Raw genomic sequence first — 15,562 nt, forward strand, 5'->3', positions numbered from 1 at the left:
ACGCCTTCTGTGCATCTATTAGGGGGAAGAAAGCTCGGAAGGGCCGGGCGACGGGGGTGCGATGTGATACGCGGACAGGCCGGGGGCGTCGAGGCGGCGGCGGACGGGTCCGAGGGCGCCGTGCCCGGGCCGCGGGAGGGGGACGGGGGACGGGCGGCCGCGCGGCGGGCGGCGAAGCGCGGGCGGGGCGCCGGCGGCGGGGGTTGAAGATCGCCGCCTGGAGCGTGGCCGGGCTGGTGGTGGTGACGGTCGGGACGGGCGGGTACCTGTACGTCCGGTACAACGGGAACATCAAGTCCGCGCCGCTGTACGCGGGGGAGAGCGGTGACGCCGGGCACGAGGTGCCGGACGAGTTCGGGCGCACCCCGATCAACGTGCTGGTGATCGGCTCCGACGGGCGCGACAACCCGGAGGACTGCGAGATCGGCGGCAGCGAGTGCGGCACCGGCGCCAACGCCGACGTCCAACTGCTGCTGCACGTCTCGGCGGACCGCTCGAACGCCACCGTGATGAGCATCCCGCGCGACCTGATGACCAACCTGCCGGGCTGCGTGGACAAGGAGCACAAGACCTCGTCCAAGGCGGGCCGCGGGCAGATCAACTCCACGCTGCAGTACGGCCCCGGCTGCACCGTGGCGGCCGTGCACCAGCTCACCGACATCCCGATCGACCACTTCATCAAGGTGGACTTCGTCGGCGTGATCAAGATGTCGGACGCGGTGGGCGGCGTCCCGGTGTGCGTCAGCGACGACGTGTACGACCCATACTCGCACCTCAAGCTGGCCAAGGGCTCGCACACCCTGAAGGGCATGGCGGCGCTGCAGTTCGTCCGCACCCGGCACGGTTTCGGGGACGGCGGCGACCTCGGGCGGGCTGGTGCCCAGCACGCCTTCCTCGGGTCGATGATCCGTCAGCTGAAGAGCGCCGGGACGCTCACCGACCCGGGCAAGGTGCTGTCGCTGGCCGACGCCGCCACCAAGGCGCTCACCGTGGACCCCGGCCTGGACGGGATCACCAAGCTGGTCGGCCTGGCCGACGACCTCAACAAGGTGCCGCCGGCCCGGGTCACCTTCACCACCATGCAGACCGACGCCGACCCGAAGGACGAGAACCGGCTGGTGGCCGGCCCGGACGCGAAGAAGCTGTTCACGTCGATCAAGAACGACCAGTCGCTGAGCGCCGGCCAGTCCGGCGCGGCCACCGCGCCCTCCTCGCCGCCGCCCGTCGCGCCGTCCTCCAGCGCGCCGGCCGCGCCGCCCGCGGACGCGACGCCGCGCAAGAACATCGCCGTCGTGGTGCGGAACGGAAGCGGTGCGGCGCACCGCGCCACCGCGCTGGCGGACGCGCTGAAATCGGCCGGATTCTCCCGTGAGACCTCCACCGGCAACAACACCACCGCCGAGCACACCGAGGTCCGCTACCCGGCCGGGAAGGAGGCCGACGCCAAGCAGGTGGCCGCCGCCCTCGGCGTGCCCGAGAGCGCCGTCCAGGCCGGTACCGGCAGCGCGATCGAGCTGGTCGTCGGCGCCGACTGGAAGCAGGGCACCAGCTACCCCGCCGGCGCGAACGGCGGCGCCCGGCCGCCCCCGCCGACCCCGCAGCCGCGCTCAAGGGCGCCGACGCCGTCACCGCCGACAATGACGGGAACTGCACCCAGGTCAGCCACGACAAGACCGTCAGCCTGCCCGGCCTCGGCAGCATGACCCCGATCCAGGCCTTCGCCCGCAGCAAGGAGATACCGGTCTCCGCACCCTGACCACGAGCTCCAACGGCCGTTCCCACCACGGGGATCGGCATGCCCGCCCCCGGCGGCACGGCGATGGAGAGCGGCCGCGCCCGCGCGGGAGGGTTCGGACGACGTGGCCGGTCATCGGGGCCTCGCCGGCCGAGCCGGACCGCTTCGGCGGGATGTTCGACCGGCACGCCGTCGCGGTCCACCGCCACCCGGCCCGCCGGGTGGGCACCGTCGTGGCGGACGACCTCACCTCCGAGAACATCCTGTCCGCCCGGCGAACGGCCACGCAGGCCGCGGAGCGCGCCGAACGCACAGGTGAGGGGCGGTGCCCCCGGCGCGTCGGGGCCGGATAGGGGTCCGATAGCCGGGTCGGTTCGGGGCGATAGAGGCAGCCGGGAGAGTTGAGCTCACAAGAGGCGAACCTCCGCCGAATCGTGAGGACTCGGATGATGATCGATTACCAGAACCGTACGGCGTCGAGGGGGACGACGTCGCCCCTGGCGGCTGAACTCTCCAGTGTGGTCAAGCGGTTCACCAACGCCAAGGGCGAGGTGTTCACCGCCGTCAACGGGCTGGATCTGCGGATTCGGCGGGGCGAGGTGGTGGCGTTCCTCGGGCCGAACGGCGCCGGCAAGACCACCTCGATCGACATGCTGCTGGGGCTGACCCGGCCGGACGAGGGCGAGGTGCGGCTGTTCGGGGTGAGCCCCGAGCAGGCTGTGCGGGCCGGGCGGGTGGCGGCGGTGCTGCAGTCCGGCGGCCTGCTGCCGGACCTGACGGTCGAGGCGACCGTGCACATGCTGGCCTCGCTGCACCCCGGGGCCGATCCCGAGCGGTGCATGGCGCGGGCGAACATCACCGAGCTGCGGGCCCGCCGGGTGGCGGCCTGCTCGGGCGGTGAGCAGCAGCGGCTGCGGTTCGCGCTGGCGCTGCTGTCCCGGCCGGACTTCCTGGTGCTGGACGAGCCGACGGCCGGCATGGACGTGGTGGCGCGACGGGACTTCTGGGCGGCCGTCCGGGAGGACGCGGCGCGCGGCATGACGGTCATGTTCGCCACCCACTACATGGAGGAGGCGGACCAGTTCGCCGACCGGGTGGTGATGATCAACAAGGGCGCGGTGGTGGCCGACGGCTCGGCCTCCTCGATCCGCGCCGCGACCAGCGGCCGGACCGTCTCGGCGGTGCTCAGCCCGTACGAGGCGGGCGTGGTGTCCCGGACGCCGGGCGTGCGCTCCACCGCCGTCCGCGGCGACCGCACCTTCTTCACCTGCACCGACTCGGACGCGCTGCTGCGGGTGCTGGTCGGCGAGACGCAGGCGCGGGACATCGAGGTGGCGCCGCGCAGCCTGGAGGAGGCCTTCATGGCCATCACCGAGAACGCCGGCCGCGCCGAGAGCGCCGCCAACGCCCTTAAGGAGAACGTCTGATGGCCGCCGTCACGGCGCCCGCCGCCGCCCGTACCTCGGTCTTCAACGGGGTGAACCCGACCTTCGTCCGCCACGAGCTGCGCCGCCGGTTCAACCGGCAGACCACGATCTTCACGGTCCTGCTGCCCGCGGTGCTGTACCTGGCGCTGTTCCGCACCGCCCCGTCCGGCGGGGCGAGCCTGCCGCACGGCAACTTCGCCGCCTGGATGATGATCGGTCAGGCGGTGTACGGCGCGGCCACCGCGGCCGTCAGCTCGGCCGCCACCATCTCGGTGGAGAAGTCCGTCGGCTGGATGCGGACCATCGCGATGAGCCCGCTCACCCCGCCCGGCTATCTGCTGGTCAAGGTGCTCTGCTCGGTGCTGATGGCCGGCGTGCCGGTCGCCATCGTGGGAGCGCTGGGTGCGCTGACGGGTGCTCAGGCCGACGCGAACGTGTGGGTGGTCTCGCTGCTGGTGGCCTGGATCGGCGCCGCGGTGTTCGCCGCGCTCGGCATCGGCATGGGCCTGGCGATGAAGCCCGACGTGGTGATGCACATGCCGGGCCTGACCATGACCGCGCTCGCCTTCCTGGGCAACCTGTTCATCCCGCTCAGCGGCGTGATGCTGGAGGTCTCCCGCTACACCCCGATGTACGGGGTGGCGACGCTGGCCCGGTACCCGCTGAACGACGGCTTCTCGTTCCACGGGGAGCACTCCAGCGTGGCCGGCGCGGTGTTCAACCTGCTGGCCTGGTTCGCCGGCTTCTCGTTCCTGGCGATCCGCCGCTTCCGCAAGTCCACCGGCCGCCCGTAACCGGCCGCACCGAACGCCCGCGGCGGGGCGGTTCCCCGCCCGGGCGCAGGCCCCACTCGAAAGGAGGTTCGAACTAATGTTCGCATTCATTGCGCCGGGCCAGGGCTCCCAGACCCCGGGCATGCTGGCCCCCTGGCTGCGCGACCCGGCCACCGCCGAGCGGGTGCGGGCCTGGTCCCAGGCCGCCGACCTCGACCTGGTCCACCTCGGCACCAAGGCCCCGGCCGCCGAGATCGCCCGCACCGAACACACCCAGCCGCTGCTGGTGGCCGCCGGACTGCTCGCCCACCACGCCCTGGCCGGCGCCGTCCGGCCGGGCGGCGCGGTGGCGGCCGGCCACTCGGTCGGCGAACTCACCGCCGCCGCCTACGCCGGCGTGCTGGAGCCCGCCGACGCGGTGCGGCTGGCCGCGATCCGCGGCCGGGCGATGGCCGAGGCCTGCGCCGAGGCCGCCACCTCGATGGCCGCCGTGGTCGGCGGCGAGCAGGACGAAGTCCTCCTCCGCATCGCCGAGTTGGAGCTCACCGCGGCGACCTTCAACGGCCCCGGCCAGATCGTCGCGGCCGGCGCGGTCGACGCCCTGGAGCAGCTGGCCGCCGCCCCGCCCGCCGGGGCCACCGTCAAGCCGCTCAGCGTGGTCGGCGCCTTCCACACCCCGTACATGGAGTCGGCCCGGCGGACCTTCGCCGCCGCCGCCGAGGCGGTGCCGTTCGCCCCGCCCACCCAGCTGCTGCTGTCGAACAGCGACGGCGCACCGGTCGACGACCCGGCGGAGATCCGCCGCCGGCTGGTGCAGCAGGTGGTCAGCCCGGTCCGCTGGGACCTGTGCCTGGACCGGCTCGGCGAGCTGTCGCCGGACGTGACCGTCTCGCTGCCGCCCGCCAAGACGCTCGCCAACCTGCTCAAGCGCCGCCACCCCGCGCTCGACGTGCTGTCCGTGAACACCGCCCGGGACGTCGCCCGGGCCCAGGAGCGGCTCGCCGCCCCCGTCCGCGAGGGAGTGGCCGTCCATGCCGGTGTCTGACCTCCTCGACCACCCGCTCACCGAGCGGGCCGACCACCCCGCCGTGATCGACGCCGACGGCACCCTGACCTACCGCCAGCTCGGCACCGCCGTGGACCGCGCCGTCGGCTGGCTGCGCGGCCAGGGCCTCACCGCCGGCGAGCGGGTGGTGTACTCCGGCGGCAACGACCGCTCCTTCCTGGCCCTGTTCTGGGCCACCCTGCGGATCGGGGCGATCTTCGTCCCGGTCCACCCCGACCTGACGGACCACCAGATCGACCACATCGTGGCCGACTCCGAGGCCGCCCTCGCCGTCTGCCGCCCCGCGGCCGGCCGCCGCGCCGCCCGCACCGTCGACGTGGAGGAGGCCTGGCAGCAGGTCCTCGCCACCGCCGAGGACGGCTTCCGCGCCGACCTCGACGAGGACGAGGTGGCGATGCTGATCTACACCTCCGGCACCACCGGCCGCCCGAAGGGCGTGGTCTGCCCGCACCGCCAGATGCTCGCCGCGCTGGACGCGATCCACGCCTGCCTCGGCTACGACGAGGACGACGTGGTGCTGTGCCGGCTGCCGCTCTCCTTCGACTACGGCCTCTACCAGGCCCTGATGTCCGCCCTGGTCGGCGGCACCCTGGTGCTGGCCCGCCGCAGCGAGGACGTCGGCCTGCTCCGGCTGATCGAACGCACCGGCGTCACCGTCGTCCCGCTGGTGCCCTCGCTGGCCCAGATGCTGACCCTGCTGCAGGGCAAGCTGCACCGGCCCACCCGGGTCCGGCTGTTCACCAACACCGGCGCCCGCCCCGGCCGGGCCGTGATGGCGGAGCTGCTGGAGGTCTTCCCCGGCTCCGAGTTCGCCTCGATGTACGGCATGACCGAGTGCAAGCGGATCTCCATCCTCGACCCCGCCGAGTACGCCGAGCACCCCGACTCGGTCGGCCCGCCGATCCCCGGCGACCGGGTCCGGATCCTCGCCGCCGACGGCGCCGAGCTCGGCCCGCGCGAGACCGGCGAGATCGTGGTCAGCGGCCCGACCGTGATGGCCGGCTACTGGCGGATCCCGCTGGAGGCGCAGAACCGTTTCGTCCGCCGCCCCGACGGCTCCCTGGAACTCCACACCGGCGACCGCGGCTGGCTCGACGAAGCCGGACGGCTGTACTTCGTCGGCCGCGACGACGACGTGATCAAGCGCCGCGGCATGCGGGTCGCCCTCACCGAGATCGAGGACGCCGCCGAGCGCCTCCCCGGCGTCACCGCCGCCGTCGCGCTCCGCCCCGAGCCCGAGGACGGTCCGCTGCTGCTGGCCGTGCACGGCACCCTCCCGCCGGAGCAGGTCCGGGCCGCCCTGGCCGGCCGGCTCGACCACAGCCGGATGCCCGACCGGGTCGTCCCGCTGGACACCGTCCCGCTGACCGCCAACGGCAAGCCGGACCGGGCCGCCGCCAAGCGCCTGGTCGACGCCGCCGCCGCGGCGTCCGCCCCGGCGGCCGACCACCACCGAAGCACCCGGACCACCACCGCATCCCCGAGGAGCAGCCATGAACCAGTCGCAGTTTGACCAGCTCGTCGAGCGGATCTGCTCCGTGCAGGTCACCGACTCCGAGACCCCGCTCGTCGACCTGGGCGTGGACTCCCTGCACACCATCGCCCTGGTGATGGCCGTCGAGGAGGAGTTCGGCATCGAGGTCGACCCCGACGCCCTCGCCGACCCGGCGCTGGCCTCCCCGGCCGGACTGTTCCGCTACGTGCAGGCCTGGGCCGCCGACGCCGCCCCGGCCCGAGTCTGAGGGAACACCAGCCATGTGGACCGACACCAGACCCGCGGCCGAACTGCCCCGGCTGTTCGAGAAGGGCGCGGACGTCATATCCCTGGCGGGCGGACTGCCCGACCTGGACGTCCTCCCGCTGGGCGACATCTCCCAGCAGCTCGCCCGGCTCGTCCGGCTCGGCGGGAAGCTCGCCCTGCAGTACACCACCCCGCACGTCGCCAAGGCCCTCGTCCCCGCCGTCGCCGACCTGATGGCCCGTGAGGACGGCCACGCCGACGCCGGCAACCTGATCCCCACCAGCGGCTCCCAGATGGGCCTCACCGCCGTCGCCCTCGCCCTCGGCACCCCCGGCGACACCATCCTGGTGCAGACCCCCGCCTACCCCGGCGCCACCGCCGCCTTCCGCACCGCCGGCCTCGACCTGCACGCCGCCGGCGAGGACGCCGACGGCCTCTGCCCGCAGCAACTGCGCACCACCGTCCGCGAGTTGCGGGCCGCCGGCCGCACCGTCCGGCTGCTGTACGTCAACCCGACCTTCCAGAACCCGACCGGCGCCACCCTCTCCGTCCCGCGCCGCGCCGAGATCCTCACCGCCTGCCGCGAACTCGACCTGCTGCTGATCGAGGACAACCCGTACGGCCTGCTCGGCTTCGACGGCACCACCACCACGCTGTTCCAGGCCCTCGACCCGCAGCAGGTGGTCTACCTCGGCACCTTCTCCAAGATCTTCGCCCCCGGCCTCCGCTCCGGCTGGATCGCCGCCCCCGAACACCTGCGGTACGACCTCGCCCGGGTCGCCGAGATCATCTCGCTGTCCCCGTCCGCCCTCGCCCAGGGCGCCCTCGCCGCCTACTACTCCCGCTCCGGCTGGACCGAGCTGATCGACCGCTACCGGGACAGCTACCGCGAACGCTGCACCCTGATGGCCGACGCGCTGGACGCCGAGCTCGGCGCCGACAGCCCCTGGACCTGGCAGCGCCCCGGCGGCGGCTTCTACCTCTGGCTGCGCCACCGCGACGGCGCCGACGCCACCCGCTACGCGCAGGCCGCCGCCGCGCACGGCGTCTCCTTCGTCCCCGGCGGCCACTTCTCGATCGACGGCGAGCACAACGACGGCCTCCGGCTGTGCTTCAGCAACGTGCCCCGCAAGAAGATCACCGAAGCCGTCACCCGGCTCGCCGCCGCCCTGACCGAAACCCCCGCCGTCGCCCGCGAGTTGGCGGAGGTGTCGGGATGACCGCGCCCGCCGTCGAGGCCGCCCGCGCCGTGGACTGGGCGGACTTCGGCCCGCGCCACCCGCTGGCCGGCTCCGACTGGCAGGTCTGGGGCGTCGGACTGCTCCGCAACGCCGGCTTCCCGGTCTCCGGCCTCGACCTGATCGGCGGCACCCGCGCCCGGCCGCCGCCGCCCGGCTCGCCGCCGGCGACGGCACCGACGAGGACTTCGCCCTCGCCTACCGCGCCGACGTGGACGCCGAGGCCGCCCGGCTCGCCGCCCTCGCCACCGACCCCAAGCTCCGCCTCGCCATCGCCTGGCAGAACCGCACGGTCTTCCGCATCCTCGACTCGCTCGCCGCCCCCGGCGGCAAGGAGACCAAGCGCCGCCAGCGCGAACGCACCCTCGCCATGTACTGGCTGCGCTACTGCGCCAAGGCCGAGACCATCGGCTTCTTCGGCCCCGGCGCCTGGATCGGCGTCGGCCGCACCCAGCAGGCCATCGGCATCGACCACGGCCCCGCCCTGGTCGCCGCCGCCCGCACCTCGCTGGAACGCTGGACGGTCGCCGCGATCGCCGACTGGATGGCCGAACAGCCCGGCGCCCGCTGGTGGTTCCCGCCGATGCTCCGCCCCGACGTCCACCTCGACGGCGAGCAGCTGGTGCTCGCCAACCGCAAGACCGTCCGCCTCCGCCCCGAGGACGGCCAGGTGCTGCGGCTCGCCGACGGCGACCGCAACGCCGAGCAGATCGCCGACCTGCTGGTCGCCGAGCACGGCTGGGACGCCGCGGACGCCCGCGGCGCCGTCGACAAGGTGCTCAACCGCCTGCTCCGGCAGCGGGTGCTCGGCTGGGACGCCAACATCCCGGTCGACGTCCGCGCCGAGGAGGTGCTGCGCCGCCGCGTCGACGCCATCGGCGACCCCGAACTGTTCGTCCGCTACGACGCGGTGCTCGCCGAACTCGCCCGCCACAAGGGCGAGATCGACCGGGCGGAGACCGCCGAGCAGCTGGTCGAGGCGCTGGACGCGCTGGACGCGTACTTCGTCGGGACCACCGGCCAGGCCGCCTCCCGCGAGGAGGGCAAGGCCTACGCCGGCCGCACCCTGCTCTACCAGGACACCCTGCGGGACTGCCGGATGGAGCTCGGCCGGGACTTCCTGGACGGCATCGCCCGCCCGCTCGCCCTGGTCGCCGACGCCGCCGACTGGTTCGGCAACCGGCTCGCCGAACTGGTCGAGGCCGAGGTCGTCGAGCTGGTCCGCAAGGCCGCCGCCCGGCTGCGCCCCGGCACCGCCGTCACGCTGGCCGACGTCTGGCCGCAGACCCTGGCGCTGTTCTGGGGCGAGCACAACCACCCCGTCCAGCAGGCCGTCCACGAGCTGGCGCTGAAGTGGCGTCAGGTCATCGGCGAGGTGCCGGAGGGCGCCACCCGGGTCGACCTGAGCGTCGACCGGATCGCCCGGCAGGCGCGGGAGGTGTTCGCCACCGGACCGGTGCGCTCCCCGCACCTCGCGGTGCACAGCCCCGACCTCCAGATCGTGGCCCGCTCCGCGGACGCCGTCAACGCCGGCGACCACCTGGTGGTGCTCGGCGAGCTGCACGCCTGCCTGGCCACCCTCGACCTGCCGTTCCTGGACTGGACCGCCGACCGCGGCACGCTCCGCGACAAGGTCAACCGGGCGATCGGCGGCGAGCGGCTGGTGCCGCTGCTGCCGGTCGGCTGGAAGCGCAACAGCGGCCGCATGGTGCCCGCCCCGATCGGCGCCGGCGACCGGCTGATCGGCTTCACCCGCGCCCCGTTCGACCAGCGGGACCGGATCGAGCCCGCCGTCGCCATCACCCTCACCGAGACCGACGGCACGCTCACCGCGACCACCTCCGACGGCCGCACCCGGACCCTCTCCGAACTGCTCGCGGTGCTGATCTCGATCATCGCCTGCGACGCGTTCAAGATCGGCCTGGACCGCCCGCACGCCCCCCGGGTCACCCTCGACGACCTGGTGCTGTTCCGGGAGACCTGGCGGCTGCCCGCCGCCGGCGTGGCCCTCGCGCCCAAGGCCGACCGGCACCGCGACTACCTGGCGGTGCGCCGCTGGGTCACCGACAACGCCCTGCCCGACCGGGCCTTCGTCAAGTTCCCCGAGGAGACGAAGCCCTCCCTGGTCGACTTCACCAGCCCCACGCTGGTGCTCTCCTTCGCCAACCTCGTCCGCCGGGCGGTGCAGTCGGACCCCGACGCCAGGGTGACCGTCAGCGAACCGCTGCCGGCCCCCGAGGAGTCCTGGCTGCCCGACGCCGACGGCGAGCACTACGTCAGTGAGCTTCGGCTCCAGATCAGCCGAGAGGTGCCGGAATGACCGTGCTCGTCCCCGACGGCGCCGAGGTGCGGGTCCGCCCGCACCGCCCGTCGGACCCCGACATCGTCGCCACGATCGGCGGCACGCCGCTGGTGGCGCTGGACCGACTCTTCCCGCCCGCCCGCTTCCAGGTGTACGCCAAGTGCGAGCGGTTCAACCCCGGCGGCTCCATCAAGGACCGCGCCGCCAAGTCGATGGTCGAACAGGCCATCGCCACCGGGCGGATCGTCCCCGGGGTGTCCACCGTGGTGGAGTCCTCCTCCGGGAACCTGGGCATCGCGCTCGCCCAGCTGTGCAACTTCTACCGGCTCGGCCTGGTCATCGTGGTCGACCCGCGCACCACCCCGCAGAACCTCGCCATCATGCGGGCCTACGGCGCCCGGGTGGAGGTGGTCGAGCACCGCGACCCCGCCACCGGCGAGTTCCTGCCCGCCCGGATCGCCCGGGTCAAGCACCTGCTGGAGACCGTCCCCGACGCCTGGTGGCCCAACCAGTACGCCAACGAGGACAATTCGCGCGCCCACCGCGCCACCATGCGGGAGATCGTCGAGGCCCTCCCCGAGCCCCCCGACTACCTGTTCCTGGCCGCCGGCACCACCGGCACGCTGCGCGGCTGCGCCGAGTTCATCCAGGACCAGGCCCTGCCCACCCGGGTGGTCGCCGTGGACGCCGTCGGCAGCGTGATCTTCGGCCCGCCGGAGCCCTGGGAGTCCTCCCACAAGCGCACCATCCCCGGCCACGGCGCGGCGGTCGTCCCCGCCCTGCTGCGCCCGGGCCTCGCGGACCGGGTGGTCAAGGTGACCGACTCGGAGTGCATCCGCGGCTGCCGCCGCCTGCTGGCCGAGGAGTCGATCCTGGCCGGCGGCTCCTCCGGCGCGGTGATCGCCGCGCTGACCCAGTCCGCGTCCTGGATCGAACCCGGCACCACCTGCGTGGCCGTGCTCCCGGACGGCGGGGACCGCTACCTCGACACCATCTACGACGACCAGTGGGTGGAGTCCTACCTCCGGCAGTACCTGCCGCAGACCGACCAAGAAAGGAGCCAGTCATGAGGATCCTCGGCCGCGAGGACGTCCGGGCCGCGCTCGCGGACCTCGACTCCACCGTCGTCGACCTGGTCCGCAACGCCTACGTGCTGCACAGCCAGGGCAAGTCCGACCTCCCGTTCTCCACCTTCCTGCGCCCGCTGCACCGCTCCGACTCGCGGATCATCGCGCTGCCCGCCTACCTCGGCGGACCGGCCCCGGTGATGGGCCTGAAGTGGATCTCGTCCTTCCCGGAGAACACCAACCGGGGCATGCAGCGGGCCAGTTGCCTGTGCATCCTGAACGACCTGGAGTCCGGCTACCCGCTCGCCCTGATGGAGGGCAGCCAGATCTCCGCGGTCCGCACCGCGGCCGGCGCGGCGCTCGGCTCCGGGCTGCTGAACGCCGGACGCGAGGTCCGCACGGTCGGCCTGGTCGGCTGCGGCACCATCAACAGCCAGGTGGTGCACTTCCTCGTCCAGGTGCACGAGGGCCTGCGCACCGTCCTGCTGCAGGACGCCTTCCCGGAGCGGGCCAAGGTGTTCGCCGCGGAGCTCGCCGCCGCGTACCCGGACGTCGAGTTCCGGGCGGTGACGCTGGGTCAGGCGCTGACCGCCGACACGGTGTCGATCGCCACCACCGACTCCTCGTACTGGCTGGACCTGGCCGACCACCCGAACCGCCCGGACGGGCAGGTGATCCTGCACCTGTCGCTGCGCGACCTGTCGGTGGCCTCGGTGCTGGGCGCGGTCAACGTGGTCGACGACGCCGACCACGCGATCCGCGAGCAGACCTCGCTGCACAAGGCCGAGCAGCAGGCCGGGCACCGCCGCTTCGTCACCGCCGAGATCGGCGCGCTGCTCGACGGCACCGCCGAACTGCCCGACGCCCGCACCGTGGTGTTCTCCCCGTTCGGGCTGGGCGTGCTGGACCTCGCGGTCGCCGAGGCGGTGCTGAACCACGCCGAGAAGCACGGCCTGGGCACCGAGGTCGACGGCTTCGACCCGGGCAGCCACAAGGTCACCTCCAACCTCGCCGGGAGCGCGGCATGAGCCAGCAGCTGTTCACCGAAGGCACCAGGGCCGTCGTCACCGGGGCCTCCCGGGGCATCGGCGCGGCGATCGCGCTGCACCTGGCCGAGCACGGCTGCGACGTCGCGCTCAACTACCGCTCCAGCGCCGGTAAGGCCGAGCAGCTGGCGGAGAAGATCGAGGGCCTCGGCCGCAAGGCGCTGCTGGTGCGGGCCGACGTGTCCGACGAGGCGCAGGTCGCCGCGATGTACAAGGAGATCCGCACCGCCTGGGGCGGCGTGGACGTCGCGGTCCTCAACTCGGGCATCACCGCCGACGGCCACTTCGCGGCGATGAGCGCCGCCAAGTGGCAGGAGGTGATCTCCACCAATCTGACCGGCGCGTTCCTGACGGCCCGTGAGGCCACCAAGCAGATGTACGCGAGCGGCGGGTCGATCGTCTTCATCGCGTCCACCTCGGGCATCGCCGGCCGGGTCGGCCAGGCCAACTACGCCGCCTCCAAGGGCGGGGTGATCGCGATGGCGAAGACCCTGGCCTACGAGGGCGCGCCCAAGGGGATCCGGGTCAACGTGGTGGCGCCGGGCTTCATCGACACCGACATGGTGAAGAAGGTGCCCCGCGCCCAGCTGAAGGAGGCCGCGGCGGCGATCCCGCTGGGCCGGATGGGCACCCCGGAGGAGGTCGCCCAGGCGGCGGTCTTCCTGGCCAGCCCGGCGGCCTCGTACATCACCGCCAAGGTGCTCACGGTCGACGGCGGGATGCTCTACAGCTGACCGCCCCCCAATCGAACTGACGTTCCATCAACTCCCAACGGAAAGGCACACCATGTCCACCGCCACCTTCGAGGACGTCCGGACCCAGGCCGAGCAGCGCCTGGAGAAGAACCTCAAGATCAAGTCGATGATCATCGACCGCCTGGGCCTGGACGCCGAGGCCGAGGTCGTCTCCGACAACCAGCCGCTGTTCGGCCGCGGCCTGGAGATGGACTCGCTGGACACCCTGGAGATCGTCGTCATGATCAACAACGAGTACGACGTGCTGATCAGCGACGACGACTTCGAGGCCTTCGGCTCCATCAACGCCCTGGTCGACTTCATCGAAGCCCGCGAGGTCTGACCATGACCACCGCGATCGCCCCCGCCCGGGCCGCCGCCGGCAAGGAGAAGCCGAAGACCTTCGCCTACTCCTCCGACGACATCAAGCGGATGCTGCCGCACCGCTGGCCGATGCTGATGATCGACCGCGCCTACGACGTGGTCCCCGGCGTCTCCGGACGCGGCGTCAAGAGCGTCTCGGTGAACGAGCCGTTCTTCGCCGGCCACTACCCCGACCACTCGATCATGCCCGGCGTGATGATCGTCGAGGCGATGGCCCAGCTGGTCGCCGTGGTCTACGTGGCCGAACTCCTGGAGGCCCCGACCCCGGCCGAGGGAGACCCCTCGGGCAGCGTCGGCTACCTCGGCTCGATCAGCTCGATGAAGTTCTCCCGGCTGGTCGTCCCCGGCGACCAGCTCACCCTGGAGGCCAAGCTCGGCCAGAAGCTCGGCGGCCTGCGCTCCGTCTCGGTCCGCGCCTCCGTCGGCACCGAACTCGCCGCCGCCGGCTCGCTGATCGTCACCACCGAACGCAAGGGCTGAGCAGCCCTCCCGTCCCCACGACCAGAGCAGACAAGGAGGTGTGGAATGTCCATCACGATCCGCCCGTACCAGGAGGGCGACGCGCATGACATCGCCGAGCTCTACAACCGTCACCGCGACAACCCCAACCCGGTGGCGGGCGGAATCACCGGCGACGAGCTCGAACGCGAACTCGCCGAACGCGACACCGCGACGTTCCTGATCGCCGTCGACGACGGCCGGGTGGTGGGCACCTTCGGGCTGTTCCACAGCACCGGACGGCGCTCCGCCCGGGCCGGCGAACTGATCGCCGACATGTTCTTCGTCGCCCCGGCGTACCGCAACGGCGTCATCACCGGACGGCTCTTCACCGAAGCCGTCGAATGGATGATGCGCTGCGGCTGCCTGGTGCTCCGACTGACCGTCAACCCGGCCAACACCGTCGCCTTCAAGCTCTACCGGCGGGTCGGCTGCGTCTCCGTCGGCGAGACCGTCCCCGGCGAGGACGGCAACGTCGAGCTGCACAACTACATCCCGCTGATCCTGCGCAGCGTCTTCCACGACCTCGACCCCGAGGCACTGGCGGCGCTCGGCCAGCTCAGCAGCTTCGGCAACGTCGCCGGCGGCCGGGACGACGAACTCCGTTCCGACGTACGGGTGGTGGACGGAATCCGGACCGTCGCCTACGCTCTGGCCCTCGGCGAGTTCAAGCTCACCGCCACCGTCGACGTGGACCGCGGCCTGATGCTGGACGCGGCGCTCACCACCCCGGACGGCGCCACCCGGCCGCTGCGGATCGCCGAACCGCCCTACGAGGTCCGGATCCAGGCGCCGGTCGAGCCGCACCGCTTCGGCGACAGCGGCCTCACCGCCGAGCTGGACGCCGCCGAAGGCACCCTCACCGTGCACGCCGAGGGCCACCACGGGCCGGTGTTCGTCTCCACCTGGCCCAGCGCCGAGGCCGACCGCTCGGCCGGCTGGCGCGAAGGCCAGGCCCGGGACCTGGAGATCCACCCCGTCGAGCACGGCGTCCGGGTCAGCGAGACCACCGGCGGCAACCGGGTCACCGGCACCCTCACGCTCCACCGGGGCGTGCTGGAACAGCAGTTCACGTACACCACCCGGCCCGGCCGGATCTTCCAGACCGTCGGACTCCGCCAGGGCCACTTCGCCCTGACCGGCCCCGACACCACCACCGTCCAGCACCTGATCGGCACCGGCATCGGCGTCCGCGACACCTCCGAGGTGGTCGCCGCGGCGCAGACCGCCCCGCCGGCAGCACCCTCGCCTGGACCGACGGCACCACCCGGATCACCCTCCCGGCCGGCCGCCCGGTCCGGCTGATCCACACCACCCTGGTCGAACGCCACCTGGAGCCCGACGCCGACGGCACCGCCCGGCTGCGCACCGAACTCCGCACCGGCGCCGACCAGGACCGCACCACCGGCACCACCACCGCCCCGCAAGCCGCCACCGGCGAGCGGAAGCTGACCGTCAAGGCCACCGCCGGCGGAATCACCGGCTGGACCGAGGACGGCAAGAAGGTCCTGCGCAGCCCCGCCCCCGCAGCCGCGCCTTCGGCTGCAACCC

At 73.0% G+C, this 15,562-nt stretch carries 14 protein-coding genes; all 14 read left to right on the forward strand.

Features of this window, described 5'->3' with window-relative positions; genetic code table 11:
• Window positions 1–203: 203 nt before the first annotated feature.
• The 14 genes from KCH_RS46110 to KCH_RS44675 all read left to right on the forward strand — a co-directional run bounded on the left by KCH_RS46110 (window position 204) and on the right by KCH_RS44675 (window position 15,316).
• The gene (locus KCH_RS46110) at window positions 204–1,703 is read left to right on the forward strand and encodes an LCP family protein (protein WP_279635889.1); all 1,500 of its coding nucleotides are present in this window, start codon (window positions 204–206) and stop codon (window positions 1,701–1,703) included.
• 481 nt (window positions 1,704–2,184) lie between these two features.
• Window positions 2,185–3,162 (forward strand): ABC transporter ATP-binding protein, encoded by a 978-nt coding sequence (locus KCH_RS19840; protein WP_035872904.1) that lies wholly within the window; start codon window positions 2,185–2,187, stop codon window positions 3,160–3,162.
• The gene (locus KCH_RS19845; RefSeq protein ID WP_035864749.1) at window positions 3,162–3,956 is read left to right on the forward strand and encodes an ABC transporter permease; all 795 of its coding nucleotides are present in this window, start codon (window positions 3,162–3,164) and stop codon (window positions 3,954–3,956) included. Before KCH_RS19840 ends, KCH_RS19845 begins: the two co-directional genes overlap by 1 nt.
• A gap of 76 nt (window positions 3,957–4,032) precedes the next feature.
• Window positions 4,033–4,980: an ACP S-malonyltransferase gene (locus KCH_RS19850; RefSeq protein WP_035864756.1), complete on the forward strand. Its 948-nt coding sequence runs from the start codon at window positions 4,033–4,035 to the stop codon at window positions 4,978–4,980.
• Window positions 4,967–6,514, forward strand: coding sequence for a class I adenylate-forming enzyme family protein (locus tag KCH_RS19855; protein ID WP_035864759.1), 1,548 nt, complete (start codon window positions 4,967–4,969; stop codon window positions 6,512–6,514). Before KCH_RS19850 ends, KCH_RS19855 begins: the two co-directional genes overlap by 14 nt.
• Window positions 6,495–6,743, forward strand: coding sequence for an acyl carrier protein (locus KCH_RS19860; protein ID WP_035864761.1), 249 nt, complete (start codon window positions 6,495–6,497; stop codon window positions 6,741–6,743). The genes KCH_RS19855 and KCH_RS19860 overlap by 20 nt, the downstream gene beginning before the upstream one ends.
• 13 nt (window positions 6,744–6,756) lie before the next feature.
• Window positions 6,757–7,962, forward strand: a complete 1,206-nt coding sequence (locus tag KCH_RS19865; RefSeq protein WP_035864763.1) for an aminotransferase-like domain-containing protein — start codon at window positions 6,757–6,759, stop codon at window positions 7,960–7,962.
• A 229-nt stretch (window positions 7,963–8,191) separates the two neighbouring features.
• The gene (locus KCH_RS19870; RefSeq protein WP_035864765.1) at window positions 8,192–10,300 is read left to right on the forward strand and encodes a lantibiotic dehydratase; all 2,109 of its coding nucleotides are present in this window, start codon (window positions 8,192–8,194) and stop codon (window positions 10,298–10,300) included.
• Window positions 10,297–11,352, forward strand: coding sequence for a 2,3-diaminopropionate biosynthesis protein SbnA (gene sbnA / locus KCH_RS19875; RefSeq protein ID WP_035864768.1), 1,056 nt, complete (start codon window positions 10,297–10,299; stop codon window positions 11,350–11,352). Before KCH_RS19870 ends, sbnA begins: the two co-directional genes overlap by 4 nt.
• Window positions 11,349–12,377: a 2,3-diaminopropionate biosynthesis protein SbnB gene (gene sbnB / locus KCH_RS19880; protein ID WP_035864769.1), complete on the forward strand. Its 1,029-nt coding sequence runs from the start codon at window positions 11,349–11,351 to the stop codon at window positions 12,375–12,377. Before sbnA ends, sbnB begins: the two co-directional genes overlap by 4 nt.
• On the forward strand, window positions 12,374–13,129 hold the full coding sequence (fabG, locus tag KCH_RS19885; RefSeq protein ID WP_035864771.1) for a 3-oxoacyl-ACP reductase FabG: 756 nt from the start codon (window positions 12,374–12,376) through the stop codon (window positions 13,127–13,129). The genes sbnB and fabG overlap by 4 nt, the downstream gene beginning before the upstream one ends.
• A 52-nt stretch (window positions 13,130–13,181) precedes the next feature.
• Window positions 13,182–13,472: an acyl carrier protein gene (locus KCH_RS19890; RefSeq protein ID WP_035864774.1), complete on the forward strand. Its 291-nt coding sequence runs from the start codon at window positions 13,182–13,184 to the stop codon at window positions 13,470–13,472.
• A gap of 2 nt (window positions 13,473–13,474) precedes the next feature.
• Window positions 13,475–13,993 carry a 3-hydroxyacyl-ACP dehydratase FabZ gene (fabZ, locus tag KCH_RS19895; protein ID WP_051653247.1) on the forward strand — a complete coding sequence of 173 codons (519 nt, stop codon included), beginning with the start codon at window positions 13,475–13,477 and terminating at the stop codon, window positions 13,991–13,993.
• Window positions 13,994–14,038: 45 nt separating this feature from the next.
• Window positions 14,039–15,316, forward strand: coding sequence for a GNAT family N-acetyltransferase (locus KCH_RS44675; protein WP_035864776.1), 1,278 nt, complete (start codon window positions 14,039–14,041; stop codon window positions 15,314–15,316).
• Window positions 15,317–15,562 lie beyond the last annotated feature (246 nt).

The sequence above is a fragment of the Kitasatospora cheerisanensis KCTC 2395 genome (genome assembly GCF_000696185.1).
In the GTDB taxonomy this organism is placed as follows: domain Bacteria; phylum Actinomycetota; class Actinomycetes; order Streptomycetales; family Streptomycetaceae; genus Kitasatospora; species Kitasatospora cheerisanensis.

Excerpts from the sequence above, each read along its gene's own strand:
- KCH_RS19845 (WP_035864749.1), top strand. The coding sequence starts at position 3,162 with ATGGCCGCCGTCACGGCGCCCGCCGCCGCCCGTACCTCGGTCTTCAAC.
- sbnB (WP_035864769.1), top strand. The coding sequence starts at position 11,349 with ATGAGGATCCTCGGCCGCGAGGACGTCCGGGCCGCGCTCGCGGACCTC.
- KCH_RS19840 (WP_035872904.1), top strand. The coding sequence starts at position 2,185 with ATGATCGATTACCAGAACCGTACGGCGTCGAGGGGGACGACGTCGCCC.
- KCH_RS44675 (WP_035864776.1), top strand. The coding sequence starts at position 14,039 with ATGTCCATCACGATCCGCCCGTACCAGGAGGGCGACGCGCATGACATC.
- KCH_RS19890 (WP_035864774.1), top strand. The coding sequence starts at position 13,182 with ATGTCCACCGCCACCTTCGAGGACGTCCGGACCCAGGCCGAGCAGCGC.
- KCH_RS19855 (WP_035864759.1), top strand. The coding sequence starts at position 4,967 with ATGCCGGTGTCTGACCTCCTCGACCACCCGCTCACCGAGCGGGCCGAC.
- fabZ (WP_051653247.1), top strand. The coding sequence starts at position 13,475 with ATGACCACCGCGATCGCCCCCGCCCGGGCCGCCGCCGGCAAGGAGAAG.
- fabG (WP_035864771.1), top strand. The coding sequence starts at position 12,374 with ATGAGCCAGCAGCTGTTCACCGAAGGCACCAGGGCCGTCGTCACCGGG.
- sbnA (WP_035864768.1), top strand. The coding sequence starts at position 10,297 with ATGACCGTGCTCGTCCCCGACGGCGCCGAGGTGCGGGTCCGCCCGCAC.
- KCH_RS19850 (WP_035864756.1), top strand. The coding sequence starts at position 4,033 with ATGTTCGCATTCATTGCGCCGGGCCAGGGCTCCCAGACCCCGGGCATG.
- KCH_RS19860 (WP_035864761.1), top strand. The coding sequence starts at position 6,495 with ATGAACCAGTCGCAGTTTGACCAGCTCGTCGAGCGGATCTGCTCCGTG.
- KCH_RS19865 (WP_035864763.1), top strand. The coding sequence starts at position 6,757 with ATGTGGACCGACACCAGACCCGCGGCCGAACTGCCCCGGCTGTTCGAG.